We start from the raw sequence: 21,529 nt of genomic DNA on the forward strand, positions 1-21,529 counted from the left end.
CCACGACAACCAATCGGTGAGTGTGCGACGTATGTCGTTGGACTCGCCTGGGATGTCATCGGTTTCAGTCGACGCCCAGCGCGAGCGACTGTTTAATGAATTAGCCGAAGAGTTCAGCACGTTTGATCGCTTGGGTCACTTGGTTCGCCGTGTGTCACAGTTGGTAAAGCCGAGCGTGATTCATATCGAAGCCCACAAGACCGAAGGGAGTGGTGGATCGCGCCAATCCTACGACGAAGCTGGTAGTGGTGTGATCATTACCGCAGGCAAAGGCGAAAGCTGGGTGCTGACGAATCGCCACGTGATCAATGGCGCCGCACCGAAAGAGATTCGATTGCGGGCGGCTGATGGTCGCGAGTTCTATCCGGACCGAGTTGTATCCGACGCGAGTACCGATGTTGCGATCATGCGAATCGATATGCCCGATCTGCCGCCAGCACGCATCGGTAACAGCGAATCGATCGAGATCGGGGATTTCGTGATCGCGATCGGCAGTCCTTTCGGGCTAAGCCATTCGGTGACCTTCGGCATCCTGTCGGCCAAGGGTCGGCGTGATCTGTCGCTGGGTACGCAAAAGATTGACTTGCAAGACTTTTTCCAAACCGACGCAGCGATCAACCCTGGCAACAGCGGCGGGCCGCTGTTGAACTTGCGAGGCGAAGTGGTTGGGCTCAATACTGCGATCGCAAGCAGTAGTGGCGGCAGCGAAGGGATTGGATTCGCGATACCGATCAACATGGCGTTGAATGTCGCCGAACAACTAGCGACGACCGGTCGTCTGCAACGCGGTTATCTTGGCGTGACGCTGGACCCGGATTTCACGACCGCCGACTTGATCGCGTCGGGATATGACTTCTTGCAAAGCGGTGCGCTAGTCAAGAACGTTCGCAGCGGTTCACCGGCCGAGCAAGCGCATCTGCAACGCGGCGATATCATTGTCGAATTTGGCGGTCGCGCGGTTGAAAGCGATGATCACTTAGTGGCACAGGTCGGGTTGACCCAGGTCGGTAAGAGCACGCCGATGATCATCTATCGCGAAGGCAAACGGTATCGCACCGAAGTCAGTCTTACCGACATGCCGTAAGACCGCCGTTAAACCATTCGCATGGTTTTCCATTTGCCATAGGCGAAACGCAGGGTCATCGTGGTGGCCAGCATCCAGATCCACACCGCAATGATGGTCCACCACCAACTAAGACCGTTTTGATCGGGTTCCCATGTGAACCCGATAGCAATCGCCAACAGGGATGCGCCGACGCCGCCGATCAGCACGAACCAGGTATCACCGGCGCCGCGTAATGCGCCGGCCAATATCAACTGCACCGAATCAAAGACGACATAAATCGCGACGTACTTCAGTAGTCCCCGACCTAGACGGATCGCTTCGATACTGCTGGAATCACCGACGCTCTTTTCGTACAGCGACATCATCACGTCTGGAATCGCAAGGTAGCCCACCATCCAGATTCCGCTGTAAATCAGTCCAATCGTCAAGCTCGCATAGACGCTTCGAACGGCTCGGGCGGGGCCACTTTCGATCAAATGCCGTCCCATCAAAACAGAGGCGGCAATTGAGACGCCGACCAGTGGGATGAAGGCGACCATGTTGAAATTGATCGCCATCGTGGTCGCGCGAAGCGGGATGTCGCCGAGAGTTCCGATCCGCAGAACCATCACTGTGAATCCGCCAGCTTCGGTCAGGTACATCAAACCGGTGGGTAGTCCAAAGTAAATAAGATTGCGAATCATCGGCCAGTCGATGCCGAATCCAGCGATCAATCGGTATCGGGTTTGATGAGTCGGTCGCAGCAGCATCGCGACATACACGACGACTTTGAACCAAAAAGCGATCACGCTTCCGATCGCGGCACCGGCAATGCCCATTGGCAGAAGCTGGATACCAAAGACGGGATCAGGCCCAAAGCCGAAGATCAACACGATGTCCAGGACAACATTGATCAATCCCGATGCAATCGAAACCCACATGATCACGGACGTTCTTTCAGTTCCGCTGAAGAATCCACTCAGTGCGGTCTCTAGAACGTTTCCAACCGCGCCGATCAACAACAGACGCAGATAGGTCGATTCCAGCGACACAAGTTCGTCGGGTTGCCCGGTGGCACGCAACAGCCAGGGTGCGTGGTACGCAACTGCTGCGAACAATGGCAGGAACGCTAACGAGAGCCATACCGATTGCCATAGAAATCGGCCGACACGGTGCGATTGTCCTGCGCCGATGTACTGGCTGATGATCGCGCCGGTCATTGACGCGATCCCAACCGGTAAACACACCATCACCCAAAACAGAGTGCCGCTGGCCATCGACGCACTCATCGATGCGCCGTCATAGCTGAGTAAGAAAGTACGGTCGGCGAAAAGTACCAGCGAGAACGTTCCCGTGCTGATCATCAGCGGGATCGCAATTCTTAGAACTTCTTTAATTGATCCCCGAAACGAATCGTCGATTTGCGAATCGGTCGGTGCTGGATCACCGGCAGCCGGATCACCGTGTGATGGGGCGTCGTTCATTGGTGGCTATCGCTTGGCGAACTTTCCGGTCGCATAATAGCTAATCACGGCCGCGATAACGCCCGCGACTAGGCCGCCCAGGTGGGCGCCGTTCGCCACGTTGGGGATGTAGGGGGTCATGCACACGACTAACCATCCCAGCATCAATACGACGTTGATGGGATCCAGACTGATGGGATACGTCAAATCAAGCGTCGGCCGGATCCAGAGATAACCAAATAAACCATAGACTGCACCGGAGGCACCGATCGCGAAGGGGGTGCCGTGCATCGAAACGGGTAGCCAATCCAGTGGTGGAAGGGAAACTTGCAGCATCATGCCAGCGAGCTGAGTCACCAGCAGCAGCAGTGTAAAGAACAGTGACCCGTGCAGTCGTTCAATCACGGATCCCAGGAAGAAGATCCACAGCATGTTAAACGCGACGTGAAATTCATCACCGTGTAAAAACATCGGAGTGAACAACCGCCATACCTGGCCTTTGCGAATGGAAACGTACGGATCGTTACTCGACTTGGCGTAATCCTGGCGCTCGGCAAACGACAGTGCCCGATAGACGCGTTGTTCAATCGTCACTTCGCCCGGTTTGGCAGAGCCGCGTGGCTTGCCAAAGTTGGTCGTAAAGCTGACGATGACCGAAATGACGATGACAGCGATGGTGACGGGAAACGACTGTTGTCGAACGCGGCCACCGAGCGATCGGCGAACAATCTCGGACGGATGACGCGAGTGAGTTGGAGGCTCGCTTGATGCGGCTGGCTTGGGGGCCGGGCCGGATGATCCCGAGTCGGTTGGCGAACCTGCCGCCGCCTGTCGTAGTTTGGCGATGCGATCGCTTTCGCGGCGGATTCGATCGTCTCGAAGTTGGTTCGCTTGATCGGTCGCGTTGAAACGATCGGCATCGGGACTGGCAACAAATTCAGCAAGCGACGATCGGGCTTTGTCCACATCCTTTTCATCGCGGGCCCAGACATCCCACTGGTCACCGTCGGCCGCCAAAAGTTTGGTTTCGACGGATTCCGTGTACAGAAAATCGGCGAATTTCTTGGCCGTGGATTTGTCAGGTAGGGTGCCGATTCGCCGCATGAAGGTGTCCGGGGCTGTCGGAGGGAATGGACGTCGTCAGGCTGGTTTGAATCCCTCGTTGTACGTGGAAACTTGGAATTTGGCACTCCCACCTGGCGTGAAGCCGCAGCGAAAGCACAATTTGGGGAAGAAATCGCCGCTTCGGGGGCTGCCGTATACGCCTAAAACGCCGAAAAAACGAGCTTTTCAAGGTCCGATGGTTCGATGTTGGATGCTTGCGCTTGCCGCAGACTGGTCAAGCTGAATATCATGGGGGCGGATAAGCGACCGATCGCGATGGTCCGCTATGAAAAACAACTTCACCGACATCGTCCAAGACGAAGGGTTGAATCGAAAGATGGCAGTTAAAATTACCGAACGAGCCGCCGAAGAGGTCAAGCGTTTCCAAAAGGAACACAACTTCGGTGACGACATGGTGTTGCGAATCGGCATTGCAGCAGGCGGCTGTAGCGGATTCAGTTATACGTTGAACTTTGACGACAGCTATGACGACAAAGTCGACACCAAGTACGACCATCACGGCGTCGCTGTTGTGGTCGACAAGAAGAGTGCCCTGTACTTGGACGGAACCACCGTCGATTGGTACGAGAGCCTCGAAAAGCAAGGCTTCACGTTCGAAAACCCAAATGCGGTGAAGAGCTGCGGTTGCGGAAGCTCGTTCCAAGCCTAGTGATGGCTTGTTCACGCTTGCGATGAGCCGAGACAAATAATAAAGCCGTCCGTGGATTCCACGGTCGGCTTTTATTTTGCGATGTTAGATCATCGCCTTGAATGCAAGGCCGAACTCAGGTCTGCGGTCGCGCCCGCATCAATCCGCGTTTCGTTGTAACCGCACGGCAACGTCGGTCTCGAAAGGCATCAGCTTGATCGACATCGGTTCGCCTTTCTGGGCGCTGGCGTGGGTCACCGTTTCCTTCCCCGTTTTGGTGTCGATGGTGGCCACTTGGTAGTTCCCGCGAGGGAGTTGCACTTTGATCGAAGCACCCTGGATCGTTTGCGTGAACGATTCGGGCGACTGATCTTTCAAACGCCCCGGCAGCTCGAGGTGCGCGTATACGAGCCACTGGCTCGAAGCGTCACCAATGGCCGATACGACCAAATCATTCGACGCCGTCGCAAATCTTTTTGGCAGTGGATGAAGTTCGGGCAACGGCAACCGGTCGAATACTCGTTTGAGGATGCCCAGTTGTTGCCGGAGCTTTTTGCTGCCGCCACCAGGCGACGTGTAACCCGATTGGGTGCCGCCAGGATGTTCGACGCTGAATGAGTAGTCCAAGTTGTTGTAGGTTGCTCCGCCGGCCACCAAGAAATCCCAAGCCTCAGTTCGATAAAGAAAATCAGCATTTCCGCGAAACCCCGTTTCGTTTTCGCCGATCACACCACGCACGTTCGCATTCTCGGCAACGACGATCGGCGGATGGCAGTAGTGGAAGTTGAAAATGGAAACCGCCGGATGAGGCGATTGAATCTGTTCTGACTTGTTGGCAACATTCACTGAGATCAGATGGGATGTGCCGATCGCTTTCTGTTTAGCGACGATCGCATCGATGATCGCGTTTTGCCATGCTTTGGTGACGCCGCCGAAGTACGGTTCGTTGCAGATTTCGATGTAGACATTGTCATACGGAGCAATCGATTCGGACAACTTTTCGGCAAGCTTTTTCTGTGCCGCAAAAAGATCATCGCGATCGGTTGTAAAGACCTGCAGCGAACCGACGTCACCGACTCCGTTCACGTTGTTCCGGACGTTCATCGGATTGACGTCCCAAATGTTTGGCTTGTACATCGGGCTGAACAAGCAAAGTTCGACGACGATTCCTCGCTTGGATGCTTCCTCGAGAATCTTGTTCAGGCGATCGAAATAGGCATCGTTCCACTTGGTCAGATCAAAGATCGGCGAACCATCGCGATGCGTCTTGTCCGTACGCTGCCACGGACACATGAAATCATCGTCGGTGGGTGCGAGCGTGTTGTTGGTGATCCCGAACGAACCAGGAACTTCACGATAGGCCCCCGCAAAGATGCGGGTGTGATTGAGTCCATCGGACGCTAACTCGTTTAGATACGCATCAATGTCAAACGCTGCGTTGCATAACAGACCATAGTGTTCGCCCGACGTCACCAAAACGGTCGGCTGGCCACGGAACAAAAAATAGCGAGCGTTTGTCGGGTGCAACGACAACGGTTCGGCGAAAGCCGAATGACAGACGGCAAGACAAGCGCTGAGCATCGCGATGCAAAAACAATGGGACGATTGCGGATGATTCATAGCGGGATCTCGTTAGCGGAATAGAGTCGCCATGTCAGAAAAAAAGCCGACCGTGGATTCCACGGCCGGCTAAGTCTGTGACAACCAAAAAGGTGACGACTAAAACAGTGAGGTTTTAGAACAGCGATGATTCGGTCAGGTATTCGGTCAAGGCTGCGTCGTTTGTGTCATCGCTATCATCCGTCGGAAGTCCGAACTGTTCGCCAGACGCAGCGTTGCCCGGGATTTGCTTCAGCCCGTTGATGACCAACAGAGCGTCAAAGGCAGTGACGAATCCGTCACCCGATGTATCCACAAATCCGCTAAACAGACGCGGGACCGATACCGATGCGTTATTGCCATAGCGGCTGAGGAAGTTGATGATTCGAAGCGCGTCGACTGGCGATACCAAGTTGTTGGCATCGACGTCCAACCGATCACGTTTGTTGGTCAATGCATCGGCACCAGCATTGACCGTTAAGGCGAACGTCTGGTCCGTCTTCAGTTCAAGCGGTCCCGGTTCGAATGCGCGAAGCGTTAGGTTGTGCGTTCCCACGGAATTCGGGGTTGCGTATCCAGAGAGTGTCCGTGTCGCCGGGTTGAAGTTCAACCAACTTGGCAGCCGTCCGCTCTGATCAAACACCGAAACAAAGAATTCGCGTCCTTCGGGATCCGAGATTGCACCTTCGGGGATCACAAATTCGTAGAACACGCCGCTTTCGAGCGTCGTCGAGGCGGGCGGATCGCTGCTAAACGTTGGCGCTTCGTTGACGCCATTGACGATGATGTTGATGACACGTGTGCTGGACAGGCCCGCCCCGTCCGTGACTTGAATTTCGATCGTCAATGGTTCGGATTCAACGTCAGCGTCAAACGTTGCCTCTTCGGCGACTCGCAAGAATCCGGTGGCCGAGTCCAATGTGAATCGATCAGCCGCGTTTCCGCCGACCACTGCAAGGGTGGCAACGTCGTTTGGATCGGGGTCGGAAACTTGGATACGGCCGACCAAAGTTCCTGGGACGGCCAACTCGGAAACCACGATTCGCTCGGTCGTGATGATTGGATGATCGTTCGCGTCGGTTAGATTGATTCGATAGGTGACGATGTTGGACGTATCGGATCCGGTCGTGGTGACGCGGAAGTGAACCGTTTGGGTTGGCTTGGTTTCGAAATCCAGGTTCGCCGCTTCGGCAATGGTCAAGATTCCGGTCGCGGGATCGAACGCAAAGTTTGCGGCATCGGATCCTTCGAGCAATGCGATTTCCGTCGCAATTTCGGCACCATCAGGATCGGACGAAGTCAGCGTTGCGACGACATCGCCGGCAACCGCGTCTTCGGCAACGGTTGCTGAAGTCGTCGTCAGGACAGGCAACTCGTCAACGTTGTTGATCGTGACGGTGATCGTTGACTCAGCGGCCAGCGGCGGTGCGCCGCTGTCGATGGTGCGAACCCGCAGCGTGTACGAGTTGCCTTGTTCGAAGTCGATGCTGACGCCTTCGCGAAGAATGACTTCGCCGCTTTGCGAGACACGGAACAGATCGGCGCCGGTGCCACCGAGCAATTGGAATGTGTGCGTTTGATCAGCATCAGGGTCACTAGCGACGAGTTGTCCGATCAGACGCGTGGCAGGATTTTCGTCAGTGACGATTTCAGTCGTGGCAATGGTCGGTGGATCGTTTTGATCAGCGACTTGAATGACCTGTTCGTATTCGGTCGACGCAGCGGGATCTGCATCGTCGCTGACACGGACCACAAAGCGAAGCTGCTGAGCGACTTCGAAATCGACGGCATCTGCATCGACAAGTGTCACCAAGCCAGAAACTGGGTCGATCGTGAATGCGTTTTGGTCAGGCCCACCGACGATGGCAAAACTGATCGTTTGTCCCAGCCCACCCTCGGGATCAGTCGCGGTGACTTGTCCTAGGCTAGTGCCTGCAGGCGTGCCTTCGGTGACCAAGAACATTGCTTGATCGACCACGGGAGCTTCGTTGATATTGGTAAGCGAGATGGTGACGCGAGTGATTACGGTGATGAACGGGTCGGTGATGGCGACGTCGAAGGTGACTTCGGGTGATGCTTCGAAGTCGAGTACGGTGTCCGGGCCGACGGTCAGTTCGCCGGTCGTCGAATCGATTAGTACACCGATCGTGTTATCACCCAGGATGGCGAACGTTAGGGCTTGTCCATCAAGTTCCGTTGCCGGGACGGTTCCGAGCGAAGTTCCAATGGCTGGATTTTCGTTGGTCGTGATTGCGTACTCGGCTTCGACCACGGGGATCGAGTTAGGCCGAACGTTGGATCCGACGACGAAGTTTTCGTACTTGTCGATCACGATCGGCGTGCTCGAAAGACCTAGCAGCGGGTTATCGGGATCGGACTGAACGACGATGTCGTATTCACCAGGGAATAGTCGCTTGATTTCGTATTTGCCGTTCTCGTCGGTGACGGCGGTGGCTTCGGATTGCTTGTACGTGAATCCGTCCAGGCGTCCGAACGGGCTGGAACCAGTGACTTCGGTGCTGCCATAGGCAATTGCGTAAGCGATGTCGTCCGCGGCGACGGTGATGGTTTGACGGTTCGCGCCGATCACGGGGCGGCTAGTAATTTCGCCGATCAGTTCGTCGTTGGAATTGTACGCTTCTAGTTTTCCATAGACGGGGTTATTGGAGTTCTGGGCGCCGATTGCGACGATGGAAACTTCGCTAGCGGGGCGATCGAATTCAAAACGCAGTTTCCGAATTTCGCTAAAGAAATCGATCCCAACGTGTGAGTAAATGAAGTTGTTGCTGGTGATGAACGAGTTTCGTTCGCGGACTGCTTGGACTTCGAAATTGATTGGTTCGTTGTCGTCACCTGCGGTTGAAATCGTCACACCGGGGAAAGCGTGAGTTAGTGGAATCGTCGGCAGCACAAAGTTTGGGTTGAATCCGACATCGGCCAAAATTTGGTTGACGATGACATTGGGATCGGCGCTGCGCGAAATCGTGTCTTGAATGCCGTTGCCGTTTTCATCGGCCAAGATCGTGTAGCCTACCGCTGGCGACGGCGGCAGCACGGTTGCGTCGGGGTTGGCAGGATCCAGCGGTGACGTTTGTAAGATTGTGCCACGGACACCACCAACAAAGTTAGCTTCACCGAAGTGATCCAGTGATCGTTCCAAAAAGAACATCGATTCGGGCAGGTGCGGTCCAAAGCCATAAAGTTCAAGCAAGTCTCCGCTGCTGTCACCGGATGATTCCACGGCGGTTCCGATGATCCAGTCGTCGGGGCTGCTGCCGACCGACTCGCCAACACGTGCGACATAGCCGCTGCCGTTGGAAACGACGATCGGTGTCCCCGGTTCGACGGTGCGCAGCGTCGGGTCTTCGGATAGTTCTTGTTCGGCCAACAGGATTTGGCCGTAAGCTTGTTCGCCGTTGCCGACAAATGTGTGTGCTGAAACCGAGTCCAATACGGTCCAGTTTGATTTCACGCCATCAGGATCGGCCAAGCCGTCGTCGTCCAAGTCGATATCGTCGCCAATGCCTGGTGCGATTTCGGACCGAATCAAAAAGAAACCGTTCTGGCCGATCAACGTCCCACCGATCCGGCCATCATTTGTATCGATGTCCGAGTAAATGCCATTGGGCAAACCAGCAAATCCATTTCCGGTGCTGGTCAATACAGCGCTGCCCGCGGCAATCGCATGGGGACTGTCGAATTGCGAAAGCACTAAGTAGCCATTCGCGCCAAGTGATTGGTTGCTGAGGTCAAAGATCTCTTGGATTTGTCCTTGGGTATTGTCGTCTTCGCTGACCACGACCAGGTATGTATTCGAAGGGAGTTGCCCACCCGGCAAGCCACGCAGTTCGACCAATTGATCGGTGTCACGGCTAGCAAACAACGGATCAAGCACGAGTTCGCTGATCACGGTGGGGTAGTCGGTTTCGACATCGCGGGTTGGTTTGACACGGGTGATGCCAAAGTCCACCGAAACCAGGTCGGTATCGCCGACGGTCAGACGATGCGGATTGTTTCCGCGCGTGGTGTAGAACAACGACTCCGCTGGGGTGCGCGACGACGCTTGAAAACCGTCGCTGATCGCTCCGGTTTCGGGATCGACTTTGATCACGGACGTTCTGGCATCGTCGCCCTGATCGAACATCACAAAATCGGTGCCGTTGAATGCCAGCGACCAACTGTCCAGCGGGCGAGAAGCGGTGCCAAGAATGGTGCCGACGCCATCGGTCGTGAATTGGAAGAATCGGTCGCTGTTGTTATCGAAACCGACAATCCGGTCGCGGACTGGGTCAAAGGTCAAGTCGCTGACATTTGCCAAGTCGATCGTCGCGGCACCATCGGATGGAATGCCGGTCGCGACCAAAGAGGGGTAGTACGACGTGCTGCCGCCAACGATGCCCAGGTCGGTCGCCTTGCCTGTGACCGGATCGACCGAACCGATTTGAATCGTCGAGCTGAAGAAGGATGCGAACAGCGACCCATCATTTGCCACCGTCAACGAAGTGAAGATTGGTGATGATGGAAAACCGCGGTTCGGTGCCCGGTTAGCGATGCCTGTCTGTGGGTCGAACGTGTAAAGGTGCGATGGGTCGACCATGTAGTGCGTCCCGTCGGGACCGATATCGAAGCCTTGAATTCCCGAGATTGTTCGCCCTTGGTATTGAATGGGAATCCCGGCATCGACGACACCGGTCGCTAGGTCGATGCTGTGGAAAGTCGATGGGGAACTGACACCGAACAGGTTGTCGTCGGCACCGAAACTGATCGCGTCGATCGATGTTGACAGCGTCGAGACCGTCACTCCAGAAGATTCCGAGTTGTCAAAGGCAAACTGTTTGATGTCGTTGCCTTGCAGCCCAAAGATCACACCGTCGCTGCGAACGTCAAGTGTGCTGGCGAACGGCGACAGAAATCCGCGAGTAATTTCGGTGGCCGTTTTCGTAGCTGTGTCGATGTCATAGAACGTGCTGCCACCGCCCATCCCACGAAGTGCAGCAGTCGAAGCGACCGGCGTCCGCAAGGCTCCCGTTTCCGCGTCAACTGTTTTCAAACGCAGCGCACCCGATTCGCGTATCAAGGTATAGATCGTGTCGGTTTCTGCATCGTAAGCCAAACCTGCAACCGTTTCTTTGCCCGTCTCGGCCAACAATGATTCTTGGCCCGTCAGCGGATCAATCGAATAGATCGCATCGCTATTAAAGTTGATGCCGACAAGCATGCCATCGTTGGTTCGCACTAGACCGTGCATGCGCGTGGTCGACGGTGTGCCGATCGTCACCACATCGCCGCTCTCGCTCATTTCAAACAACTGAGTCGGCGCGGGGCCCTCGCCTTCAAAGGTCGTCAGGTAACCGGTGCCCAGATACGCACGAGGACTGGTTTGATCAGCCGCGTCGGCAAGCACACGAATGTTGTAGTCGCCTGCGCCAAGACTTTCAAACTGGTACTGGCCGTTCTCGTCGGTCGATGTGAACAGTTCGCCAATTGCGAATTGGCCGTCGTTGTTAGCGTCGACATAAACGCGCACGTCTGCTGCACCGACTTCGGCATCGTTGCGGATACCATCGCCGTTGGTGTCGATGAAGACTTCGCCACCAAGCGAAGCGAGCAAGCAACGCGGTTCAAGAGACTCGAGCATTCGGCGGCGACGGTCGCGAGTTCGGTTGGCAGTGGCGCGTCGATGGGAATACTTCGAACAAGACGACTTGGACATGGCGAGAACTCGTAAGGAAGTCGGATGAGAAAGGTGCAAAAGCAATGATCGAAACAACACAAGCGTGCGCGAGCGAGAATGAATTGGCCCACACGATCGTGTGTTGCCACAAAAACTAATACTCGGCGACGTCGTCGTCTCGGACTCAAGGGTTAGACGCCTCTAGATGCAGGCGCATCTGGGTTCAGGCGAATCGTGGGTTCAGACAACTTGAATTGTGACCCCGGATAATCGTCACAAGCGAATTTGCCTAAACCTTCGTAACGCCCTAGGATAAGTCTCCGGACGGCCCAGAACAACTCAAAAGAAACACTCTTGCGGGTGGTTTTCGTAATCGTTTGCCTCGACTGGTCCGTCGTCATTTGGATTGTCAGGCCGTTTACCCGCCGGTTTTTCGGCTGACGAAAGTGACACAATGCGTTCGATTGGTTTATCGAACTGATGCAACGGCATACTCCGGCGGTTTATCCCCAGCGAATCACGAGCGATGGAATTCTCTGCTGACTTCACGGCGATCGATTTCGAAACGGCCAATCGCCGCCGCGACAGTGCTTGCCAATTGGCGGCGGTCGTTGTTCGAGGCGGCCAAATTGTGGATTCGGCGATGTGGATGATCCGCCCCGAACCGCTGTATTTCGCCGCCGGAAACATTGAAATTCACGGGATCACGCCCGCAAAAGTGCGTCAAGAACAGCTTTTTGGCGGTCTTTGGTCCGAGATATCGGCGAAGATTGGCGATGACTGCATCGTTGCCCATAATGCTAGTTTTGACATCGGAGTTTTGATCGCGTGCCTGCGACAGGCTGAGCTTCCCGTCCCCGAGTTGTCCTTCACCTGCACTCGCGCGGTGGCCCGGCGAACATGGCCGCATCGTCCACGATTCGGGCTCAAACCGCTTGCGGAGTGGTTGGGAATCCGATTTCGGCACCATGATGCCCTGGAGGACTCGATCGCTTGTGCCAAGATCATGCTGGCGGCGGGAATCGATCGCGAAGCGGAATCGCTACCCGCCCTCGAAAAAACGCTGGCGATCAAACGAGGCCAAGCGGGCGAATGGGGTTACCGGGGACCTCGGTCAGGGGCGGCTCGGCGGACTTCTTCATATCGGAAATCGAATCAAGCATCGATTACTCGGACGGCTGCACCGATCGCACCCGCGACAACAGCCGGATCGCCGTTTCTCTATCCCGGTCAAACCGTTGGCAGCGTCGGTGAGACCAAAGCGGGGTTCACGCGATCGGCGAAGTCGATGGGGAGAGTTGTCCTTTCGCCCGTTTCGGCATCGATCGATGTCCCGGCAATTGACGTGCAACGGTTGATGATCCGGGCTGAATTCATCCGGCCGCTCGACGGGCAATGCGTTGTTTTCACCGGTCGGCTGGGCAGTCTCAGTCGCCTGGAGGCCGAGCGTTTGGCGACTCGCTTGGGGGCCGTTTGCCAACCGGACGTGGATGATTCGACCTGTCTATTGGTGCGCGGTCAGCCTGATTCCGTTGCTACGATCAGCGAAAAAGAAGCAGCAGTTCATCACCGAGTTGATGCGGGGCAATCAATCCGGATTGTGGACGAGGCCGAGTTTTTGGGGCTGGTCATCGCTCCAACGCCTGGAAGTGCCTGAACCGTAGCCACATGATGTAACCACATGACGGCATCTGTTTGTCATATTTGTTGCGCATCGCCGCTCGCACTGTGGGCTCTGGTTTCTTGGGCCACAGGAACGCTACCTGGCCTTCGAACACTGCAACAAACGGTGTCACGAACATCGAACTGGCACACTACCGAACTCGCCCAACACCAGAAACTTGGCTCGATCAATGAAATTGCGAACCACTCTTGCGCTTACGATATTAACGGTCGGATTGACGCTGATCGGCGGAATCAGCGTCGGATCGGCTGTTGCCGACGACCAAAATCAAAACCAAGACGAACAAGAAGACCAAGTGCAAGATTCTGATCAAGACGAGCCCACCGTTTCTCAGCGGTTCAATCTGCCGATCAAAACGGGTGGCGGCACTCAGTTGTGGACCGATCATGTTTATCGAAGTGGTTGTCGAATCCAACAAAATTCGTTGACTGGCCATTGGCGACTGATCGACGAACAGGATGTGCGACGCGCGTGGGGGAGTCGTGACGCTTGTCAATTAGAACTGGATCGACTGAAACCGTTGATTGCAGGTGTGCCAACCGTGCCGCGACACGTTGTGGTTCTGTTGCACGGATTGATGCGAACTCATCATTCGATGAAGCCGCTTGAAACGACGCTGTCCAAAGCAGGTGTCGATGAGGTGATCCGGTTCGCGTATGCGTCGACACGAAGTTCGATCAGTGATCACGCCGCGGCACTTCGCGAAGTGATCGAAGCGATGCCTGCCGATACCCAGTTCAGTTTCGTCGGGCATAGCATGGGCAACATCGTCGTGCGTCACCTGTTGGGAGACTTGCAACGCGACGGTGATCCTGCGGGTGTGATTCCCCGTTGTCGTTCGATGGTCATGCTGGGCCCACCCAACCAAGGTGCCGCGATCGCTCGTCGATTGGCTCCGACCGGACTGTACGGATGGATTACTGGCAAGGGCGGGTTAGAGCTGGGGCCGCAATGGGCTGATTTTGAATCAAAGCTGGCCACGCCATCGTTCCCGTTCATCATCGTCGCCGGCGATGTTTCCGACGGCCGGCTGCAGAATCCGCTGGTCGACGGATCAAGCGATTTTGTGGTCAGTTTGGACGAGGCGAAACTAGACGGGGCTGAAGCGATTCACACGGTGCCAGTGCTTCACAGTTTCCTGATGAACGATGATCGTGCGAACGAGTTGACGGTGAATTACGTGATGGCGCATTAAGAACGACGAAATTTGTGTCGGAAAGATTCGCCGAACGTCGTCGACACACAGCAACTTTGAGGCTTTGTAGCAATGACCTGCCTATCAATGCAAAACGCAGGCGTCGATTGACGCCTGCGTTCGCTTAGAATGACACTTTCATCACGTGAAAGTTCAAATGAATGTTCTCGCAGCGCCGTGTAACCGACCAAAATGAAATCCGTGCCGATGGCATGGGCGTCGATGTGGGCTAAAAATCCCTCTGCGGCGAACAGCGAGAAAATATAATCCCTAGGCGATTTCCATAAAAGGCCAATCTTCATGACTTTTTCGCAAACGTCTCGGGTTCCCGAATTGTTGCGAATCGGCCCGCAGATCGCGTTGTTGCCCGTCGTACACGGCAGCGGCCAATTTGCATTGACGGTTCGCCGCTGGATGTTGGAAGAGTCGTTTGACTGCGTGGCGGTGCCGCTGCCGGAATCGTTTCGCGAAGCAGTCGAAGAGTCTGTTTTGGACTTGCCGACGCCGTCGATCGTCATCCAGCCTGCGATGTCAACGTTCAAGCCCGACCAAGAGAGTTGGGCACCGACGACGTGGACTGGTGAAAGCGACGACAACGGAAACGAATCAGACGAAGACGAAGATGAAGAATCGGTGCCCCTCAGTTATGTGCCGGTCGATCCCTGCCAGGGAGTCATCATGGGAATTCGCGCGGCGATGGGCGAACACATCCCGCGAGAATTCATCGATTTAGAAACTGATCGTTTTCTTCCTTACGCGACCGTGATGCCAGATCCATTTGCGGTGCGGCATGTGTCGCCCGAAAAATTTGCAGCCGCGGTGTTGCCAAGCATCACGCGTCCGCCGGATCAACAGACTCGCGACCGGATGATCCACATGGCGATCCGGTTGATTGAGTTGGAAAAACGATACGACAAGATTCTGATCGTCACCAGCGTGTTGCATTGGCCATGGATCCGTGAAGCCTACCATCAACTCAAGGACGGAACCTTGGGGTCGAACGTCGCCGTTTCGTCGTCGGTGATCGAAAAACCTCAGCATGAAGAAGTCTGCTCGCCGATCCGCTATCGCATCGAACCGCGGACGTTGATGTTCTTGTTCGGTGAACTGCCCTACATCACGAACTTGTATGAACGGGCGCGGGCCGAACTCGAAGACGATGATGACTTGCAAATCGATGGCGTCAAAGAGTTGTTGTTGGCGGCGCGTGATTCGTACAAAAAGGAACTCGGAAATCGGGCTCGCCGAGTCACTCCGTTGCTGTTGTCAAAGTGTCTGCAGTACATCCGCAACCTGTCGTTGATTCATCGCCGAATGACGCCTGACTTGATCACCATTGTGACTGCGGCTAAGCAGGTCTTGGGTGATCAGTTTGCGTTGCACGTGGCGGAACTAGCCAATCAGTATGGTGACCAGACGCAACCGACGGATGTGACCCTATCCAGCGTGACGCTGGGAATCGACCAAGCCCGTTTGCCCGACGGCGAAGTGGTGCCACTGGTCAGTCGTCTGCCGGGACCACCGATCAGTTGGTGTACCTTGCAATTGCAACGCCGACCGAGCGACTCGGAGAAAGACCGCTGGACCTATAAATGGAACCCGTACAGTCAGTGCAGTTATCCGCCGGAAGACGATTTGATCGAAGCGTTTCGGACGCGAGTGATTGATCGGGCTCAGGCGAACATCGGCAACGATTTGGCACGCACCGAAAAGTTCACCACCAGCGTCAAAGATGGCATCGACATTCGCGACACACTTCGGCACTGGTACGAAAAACAGATCTACGTCAAAGTGGTTCCGCCGAGTCGCGGGGTGTTGGATGCGTGTGTGATGCTGTTCGATTCGCCTGCCGATCCACGTGATTATCCCTGGCGTACGACTTGGTTCGCCGAGCACGCGACGGAGTCAACACTGGCTCTGTTTGCGACCAATTTTGAAAAGGAAATGATCGGGCCGGGTATTGGGATGAGCGTCTATGGCGGCGCGATGTTCCTGTATCCGCCCGTGACGATTCCCGATGTGTGGCAAGACACGCGGCTCGACTACACCGAGACGCTTGAAGAACGATTGATCGCTGCGGCTTGTTTGCACAGTCGCGGTCGCGAGATCGCCCTGCTGTCATCGTTGCCGCCGGGCAGCGGCTGGAAACGCCTTGCCCGCCGTCACAAGAAACACCTGGTCCATGTCCCGTTAACGTCGTTTAGCGATGAACAGGTCCAGCGCCTGCGCATGGTCCACGTGCTCAACGGCAGCGAGGTGCGAAGCTACGCCGAAGATTTCATTCGGCGTGTTTAGCGGTTGCGTTGGAAGTTCTGTTGAGTTTCCAAGATTGCTCGTTCCAGTGGATCGAGTGCGGATTCAAGGTTGTCTTCCTCGGCCAAAATCGGAGCCACGGCGGCGGCATTGCCTTGGTTCCTTGCGGCTCGGTAAACATCAATGCTGCCAGGCTGCAACTGGTCGCCCGGCGGTAACGGAAATCTGCCAATGCTTTTGCCGTGGAAGTTGATATCTTCGATCGGGTTGTCGCCGGCACCCGCGGTTCGGTCGATCGCAACCGATTGAATCTTCCATTCGTGAACGACGATCTCATACCGCACCGTCGCCGGAACGTCGTTGACGATTTCGCGAGTCTGTGAATCGCCCAGCGGTGTGATGACGCGAAAGTTTTGGATCTGGCGAGCTCCTGCTTCGCGTTCCAACATGACATCGGCCGAACTGCCCGGGGCGATTCGCAGGGACTGTGTCTTGGCAGGCGTCTTCAAGTCAACGACGCCGACTTGAATTTCGCGTGGTCCACCGTTTCGCAATTGCACGCGGACCGGTTCAAGAGGCGGATTGGGAATGGTCTGCGAATCGATCAACACCGATTGAGGCAGCGGCGGACCGATCGGGCCGATGCCGCCAAACCCTGGCAGCGGCGATGCGCCAAACACTTGCGGTGGAATACCAAAGCCGGGCGCAGTAATGAACGGACCGGGCAAACCAGGCGAAACGTAGCCTGGACCTAGATAGCCTGGACCCACGTAGCCTGGCCCTAAATACCCGGGCCCTAAATACCCGGGCACGTGAAGCGGCACTGGGACCGAATGTCGGTCACCAAGCGGTCGCACCAGTCGCCGGGTCAATCGGTAGGAGGGATTGAAGTCATCCAGGTCTGCGGTTTCCATTTGCCCTCGTCCACTTCGAGGAAAACGCAGGATGCGGTTGAGTTCAAAATTGAAGTAACCTGCAAAACGCCCATCGATCGAGTCGTATCGAGGTTCACGGCTAAAGAAGAGCCGGGCACCGAGACCTTCGTACATGACCAATCGGCCTGGGCGAATTTCAACCCGAGCCACAACGACGCCGCTCGGTTCAAACATCTCAAAGTTCTGAGCGGCCGCCGTCAAAGTCAGGCCAACAAAAATGACCATCGACAATAGGGATCTCATGGCAAGCCTCTGCTTCAGAGTGCGAAAAAATTTATTGTAACGCAACCGAAGACACTGAAACTTACGACGCTGGGAAGCGACGGCTGACGATTCCCAACAACCCGCTGGTACATATCAACAACACCAAGCCGACCGTAGTGAGACCGCCGAGTGCTTTTAGCCGATCGCCGACTTCGATGTTCTTCCAGGCAACGCGAATTTCGTCGCGTTTCTTGCTGTCAAAGTGCAACTCGACTGCAGACTCGTAACGCGTGGAGTCGCCTTGGACGACTTGGCCGGTGTAACGTTTGGAAATCAAGTCGTTCTCGATTTCCTCGTCTGACGGCGAATAGAAATCGAATTCACCGCCTGCATCGACCATTTGAGAGACATACGTCGCAATCGCTGCACGCTGCATCCATTGCAATTCTTCCAGCGATTGTTCTGCTGAATCGCAAGGCAGCGAAACGATCACAATTTTGTGATCAACGCCGCGAACCGATGGCTCTTCATCGAGCGACTTGTTTTCAACAAGCCACTGGGGTCGATCGTCAGGGTATTCAATATGGTCCAGCGGCGCGACCGACAATTGAGCCGGTTCTGGCTTCGATCCGGTCGTGCTGGATTCTTCAGCCGACCAAGCGGATGTTACCATCACCAAGACTAACCATGCTGTGCCACCCATGATCATGGACGGGCGATAAGAGACGACTTGGTTCATGCCATGCTCCTTGATCGAGTCGTTGGGGATGGGGTTTGGTTGGGAAGTGACTGGGTAGCTGCGAGAATCGAGTCGCCTTTACGTTGGCTGACCCACGGTGCCGCCATTTGGACGGTGATCGCAATGCCGCCAGCAATCAACATGCCTGTTGGTTGAGGAATCGGCAGCACTTGGTGCACGCCCCATTCGACCACCACCGCGACGGCGACCGCCCACGGGCTTAGCCGGGTTCGACGTAGTGGGTCGACGGGTTTCCACCATCGAAGAGCTGCAAATAACAACGCAAAGTGCGCCATCATCGCAGATGCCATCGGCACGCCATCAGGCGTATACAACGCTTGCGGCAGCGCCGATGCATCAATGTCACGAAGCAGCCCATGATCGACCGGCAGCTTCAAAAATTCTTGCATCGCAAAGGCAACTGTACCGACTCCCAGACCGATGCCCGCCAATACCAAACGGCGTGGCAGGCCTTCGCCGTCTTCACGCTCCCATAGTTTTCCCATTCCCAAGATGCCCATCGATGACATCATCACCACCATCGCCATCCATCCGTACGGTGCAATGTTCATGGCGGTGACGGGGCCGCTGTGCAGTCCCACCACGCCGGCAGTCACGCTTAGACCGATGACGGTTAGGATCGCTGCGATCCATGAAGTGTTCAGTTCGGCGACACGGTGTACCGAGTGTTTCGCACGCAGTCCGCTTCGCATATGTTCGCGCCATTGCGACCGCGTCATGGGACGAGCCGCCGCACCGTTGGTTGTCGCCAATCGCTGGGCCTGCGCAAAGCTTGGTTGTTGGTGAACGTGCAGCACCATTTGCCTGACGATGTAGTACGGCACATAAAACACCGCGATAACCGACAGTAACGGCAACAGCCAATGTGTGTTGATCAGCAACACAAACCCGGCCACCAACATCAACACCGCTTTCGATACCGGCGATCGATCCAGCGTGCGCCACCATAAATTCAGGTCGTGAAGACTGAGCTGGAGAGCGCGAGCGAACGGTTCGGCACTTGTGGACGGTTCAACAACTGTTGCCATCACGGGCGCATCGTCATCAGTCTCGTCGACAACTTTGTCTGTCGAAACCATTGTCGCCTGAACGGGCACGGCGGTTTGATGGGTTGCTGTGGCGTGTGCAAGTCCTAGTGATTCCAACATTTCCGGGATCGTGTGAAAACGTTTCGCAGGATCTTTTTCTAAACACGTTGCGATCGTTGACCGATAGGGTTCAGCGATGTCCGAAACATCGGGCAACGACGTCATGTGTTTGACGATGATTTCTTGGCAGCTCTCGCCATCGAACGGCACTTGGCCGGTCAACAATTCGTAAAGCACGATGCCCATCGCATAAATGTCGATTTCGCGACCATACTGGCCACGACCAATTTCCGGCGCCATGTAGTGAAACGTGCCAACGCTTTCGGTATGTCCGCCACGATGAGACGTCGAAATGAATTTGCTTAAACCGTAGTCGCCGACTTTGACGATTCCCATGTCGTCGAACACGTTGCCCGGTTTTAGATCTCGGTGAACCAAACCAGCCGAATGCAGATGGTGAACACCGGCGGCGATGCCCGTGAACCAGCGATCGACTTCTGGTTTGGACAGGCCCTCCGGTGAATCGTCTAGCACTTCGCGGAGGTTAGGTCCGGCAACGTATTCCATCACGACCCACCACTGGTTTTGGTCGTCGGGACAGACGTCGTACAGAGCAACCAGATTCGGGTGCTTCAGGTTCAAACAATGCGAAACGCCGCGCAGTTCGATTTCCAGATTCCGCTGGATCCGTTTCAACGCCACCTCTTTGCCCGCATCTGTGACGGCAAAATACACTTCGCCAAATCCACCCATGCCGATACCACGACGAATCGTGGTTCGGGGAAGCGGACTCGATCCGGGCGAATAAGTGAATTTCATCGGTGATGAAGTCGAATGCGGTGAAAAGTGTGGCTCGGACACATGAGTCTCTGCCAACCAAGCTGAATCGGAAGCGTTTTCAAGCTCGAGGCCATCGGAACTTGAATCCGGATCAAGGATCACAGCGATTGGAGTTGCCATTGCCGTTGCCGTGCCGAATTCAGACTCTTTGCTCGAGCCGATCCTTAGTTTATCGAAAAGACGTGACATGACGCGTTTTTTCCGTGAATAAGAATCGGAACTTAAATTCCAGCGGTCCGCGACCAGCGACGCTTTGGCGGCATAATCACAGGCCAAAGCCGCGTCACGACGGGGCGCAAAAAATAAATCTTTCCAACCTTTGGGGTGGCTAGGCGGGTCAATCGCCTTGCTAGCGTCCGAGCTACTCAAGGTGTGGTCAGGAGACTGATTCATGCCGGCTCCAATGTCATGGTGATTGGTCCCAGCGTTACGGGCCGCCCGCAGACGAGCTCCTGGAACTGTCCGTCTAAACCTAACTTGACCGACCAGCCCGCCAAGGAATCTGCTCGCGAGCCCTTTGGGCGGTGAACCAAGATGGCAACGTCTGTCGCATCACGATGCCGCAAATGGCAATCTCGGCCCGCACCAATGAGCACGGTTTTGTCCACCAGCACGATGCCATCAACGTGATGATCGAAACGGTGAGGCGGCGAAACGGTTAAGACGGCCGTTGATGACAGCGGGCTTCGCTTTTCAAGCTTCATGTTCGCCGACCCGACGATGTCCAGCGATTGCCCATCTCGGATTAGGGCTGGCTTTGCACTATCCGAATCGACTGGGGTACCCGGAACAGAAGAGTTCATGGGATTCCAGAAGTAGTCGCCCTCAACTCGCTTGATTGATCCGGCCCGGCGTGGCCAGTCGGCTTGCACAACGATGTCGGCATCGGATCGGCCGACCGAGAGTTTGTCGCCCAATAACAACAAAAAACCGCCGCAACCGTCGATCCACAAACGCCACCCGGTGGCGTTAGCTTCATCATTCGTTGCGGCGGTGAGTGGGAACACGATGCGAGTTTCTCGTCGTTAGGTCATGC

Annotated in this window: 12 protein-coding genes and 2 pseudogenes; 6 read left to right on the forward strand and 8 right to left on the reverse strand. The window is 55.5% G+C overall.

The window, feature by feature from the left end:
• The first annotated feature begins 31 nt into the window (after positions 1–31).
• Entirely contained in the window at positions 32–1,084 is a 1,053-nt protein-coding gene (locus Poly59_RS03980) for a S1C family serine protease (protein WP_315852565.1), read from the forward strand.
• An 8-nt stretch (positions 1,085–1,092) separates the two neighbouring features.
• Here the strand turns inward: Poly59_RS03980 and Poly59_RS03985 are convergent, their stop codons facing one another.
• Positions 1,093–2,529, reverse strand: coding sequence for an MATE family efflux transporter (locus tag Poly59_RS03985; protein ID WP_146532731.1), 1,437 nt, complete (start codon positions 2,527–2,529; stop codon positions 1,093–1,095).
• Between the two features lie 6 nt (positions 2,530–2,535).
• On the reverse strand, positions 2,536–3,612 hold the full coding sequence (locus Poly59_RS03990) for a rhomboid family intramembrane serine protease (protein WP_146532732.1): 1,077 nt from the start codon (positions 3,610–3,612) through the stop codon (positions 2,536–2,538).
• Positions 3,613–3,949: 337 nt separating this feature from the next.
• Here Poly59_RS03990 and Poly59_RS03995 point away from each other — a divergent pair, with 337 nt between their 5' ends.
• The gene (locus Poly59_RS03995; RefSeq protein WP_146533246.1) at positions 3,950–4,282 is read left to right on the forward strand and encodes a HesB/IscA family protein; all 333 of its coding nucleotides are present in this window, start codon (positions 3,950–3,952) and stop codon (positions 4,280–4,282) included.
• Positions 4,283–4,420: 138 nt separating this feature from the next.
• On the opposite strand, the gene Poly59_RS04000 is transcribed toward Poly59_RS03995, so the two are convergent.
• Together Poly59_RS04000 and Poly59_RS04005 are read right to left on the reverse strand one after the other, a co-directional pair.
• Positions 4,421–5,881, reverse strand: coding sequence for a cellulase family glycosylhydrolase (locus Poly59_RS04000; protein ID WP_146532733.1), 1,461 nt, complete (start codon positions 5,879–5,881; stop codon positions 4,421–4,423).
• A gap of 115 nt (positions 5,882–5,996) precedes the next feature.
• Positions 5,997–11,573 carry a cadherin domain-containing protein gene (locus tag Poly59_RS04005; RefSeq protein ID WP_146532734.1) on the reverse strand — a complete coding sequence of 1,859 codons (5,577 nt, stop codon included), beginning with the start codon at positions 11,571–11,573 and terminating at the stop codon, positions 5,997–5,999.
• A gap of 487 nt (positions 11,574–12,060) precedes the next feature.
• Here Poly59_RS04005 and Poly59_RS04010 point away from each other — a divergent pair, with 487 nt between their 5' ends.
• From Poly59_RS04010 to Poly59_RS30590, 4 genes and pseudogenes are all read left to right on the forward strand, one after another.
• Entirely contained in the window at positions 12,061–13,191 is a 1,131-nt protein-coding gene (locus Poly59_RS04010; protein WP_146532735.1) for an exonuclease domain-containing protein, read from the forward strand.
• 196 nt (positions 13,192–13,387) lie between these two features.
• Positions 13,388–14,413 (forward strand): esterase/lipase family protein, encoded by a 1,026-nt coding sequence (locus Poly59_RS04015; protein ID WP_146532736.1) that lies wholly within the window; start codon positions 13,388–13,390, stop codon positions 14,411–14,413.
• Positions 14,414–14,713: 300 nt separating this feature from the next.
• Positions 14,714–15,815, forward strand: a pseudogene (locus Poly59_RS30585) (hypothetical protein); the annotation flags it as partial.
• Positions 15,816–15,859: 44 nt separating this feature from the next.
• Positions 15,860–16,708, forward strand: a pseudogene (locus Poly59_RS30590) (hypothetical protein); the annotation flags it as partial.
• Here Poly59_RS30590 and Poly59_RS04025 read toward each other — a convergent pair.
• From Poly59_RS04025 to Poly59_RS04040, 4 genes are all read right to left on the reverse strand, one after another.
• Entirely contained in the window at positions 16,705–17,844 is a 1,140-nt protein-coding gene (locus Poly59_RS04025; protein WP_146532738.1) for a hypothetical protein, read from the reverse strand. The pseudogene Poly59_RS30590 and the gene Poly59_RS04025 sit on opposite strands and share 4 nt — an antisense overlap.
• A gap of 61 nt (positions 17,845–17,905) precedes the next feature.
• The gene (locus Poly59_RS04030) at positions 17,906–18,544 is read right to left on the reverse strand and encodes a hypothetical protein (protein WP_146532739.1); all 639 of its coding nucleotides are present in this window, start codon (positions 18,542–18,544) and stop codon (positions 17,906–17,908) included.
• A complete protein-coding gene (locus Poly59_RS04035; RefSeq protein ID WP_246151365.1) occupies positions 18,541–20,886 on the reverse strand; it encodes a serine/threonine-protein kinase in 2,346 nt (781 codons plus the stop codon). The genes Poly59_RS04030 and Poly59_RS04035 overlap by 4 nt, the downstream gene beginning before the upstream one ends.
• Entirely contained in the window at positions 20,883–21,500 is a 618-nt protein-coding gene (locus Poly59_RS04040; protein ID WP_146532740.1) for a hypothetical protein, read from the reverse strand. Before Poly59_RS04040 ends, Poly59_RS04035 begins: the two co-directional genes overlap by 4 nt.
• Between the last annotated feature and the right edge of the window lie 29 nt (positions 21,501–21,529).

Source organism: Rubripirellula reticaptiva, assembly GCF_007860175.1.
GTDB classification, from domain to species: Bacteria; Planctomycetota; Planctomycetia; order Pirellulales; family Pirellulaceae; genus Rubripirellula; species Rubripirellula reticaptiva.

What these genes read in the sequence shown, in the direction of transcription:
- Poly59_RS03980 (WP_315852565.1), top strand. Translation starts at nt 32, where the DNA reads ATGTCGTTGGACTCGCCTGGGATGTCATCGGTTTCAGTCGACGCCCAG.
- Poly59_RS03985 (WP_146532731.1), bottom strand. Translation starts at nt 2,529, where the DNA reads ATGAACGACGCCCCATCACACGGTGATCCGGCTGCCGGTGATCCAGCA.
- Poly59_RS03990 (WP_146532732.1), bottom strand. Translation starts at nt 3,612, where the DNA reads ATGCGGCGAATCGGCACCCTACCTGACAAATCCACGGCCAAGAAATTC.
- Poly59_RS03995 (WP_146533246.1), top strand. Translation starts at nt 3,950, where the DNA reads ATGGCAGTTAAAATTACCGAACGAGCCGCCGAAGAGGTCAAGCGTTTC.
- Poly59_RS04000 (WP_146532733.1), bottom strand. Translation starts at nt 5,881, where the DNA reads ATGAATCATCCGCAATCGTCCCATTGTTTTTGCATCGCGATGCTCAGC.
- Poly59_RS04005 (WP_146532734.1), bottom strand. Translation starts at nt 11,573, where the DNA reads ATGTCCAAGTCGTCTTGTTCGAAGTATTCCCATCGACGCGCCACTGCC.
- Poly59_RS04010 (WP_146532735.1), top strand. Translation starts at nt 12,061, where the DNA reads ATGGAATTCTCTGCTGACTTCACGGCGATCGATTTCGAAACGGCCAAT.
- Poly59_RS04015 (WP_146532736.1), top strand. Translation starts at nt 13,388, where the DNA reads ATGAAATTGCGAACCACTCTTGCGCTTACGATATTAACGGTCGGATTG.
- Poly59_RS04025 (WP_146532738.1), bottom strand. Translation starts at nt 17,844, where the DNA reads ATGAGATCCCTATTGTCGATGGTCATTTTTGTTGGCCTGACTTTGACG.
- Poly59_RS04030 (WP_146532739.1), bottom strand. Translation starts at nt 18,544, where the DNA reads ATGAACCAAGTCGTCTCTTATCGCCCGTCCATGATCATGGGTGGCACA.
- Poly59_RS04035 (WP_246151365.1), bottom strand. Translation starts at nt 20,886, where the DNA reads ATGAATCAGTCTCCTGACCACACCTTGAGTAGCTCGGACGCTAGCAAG.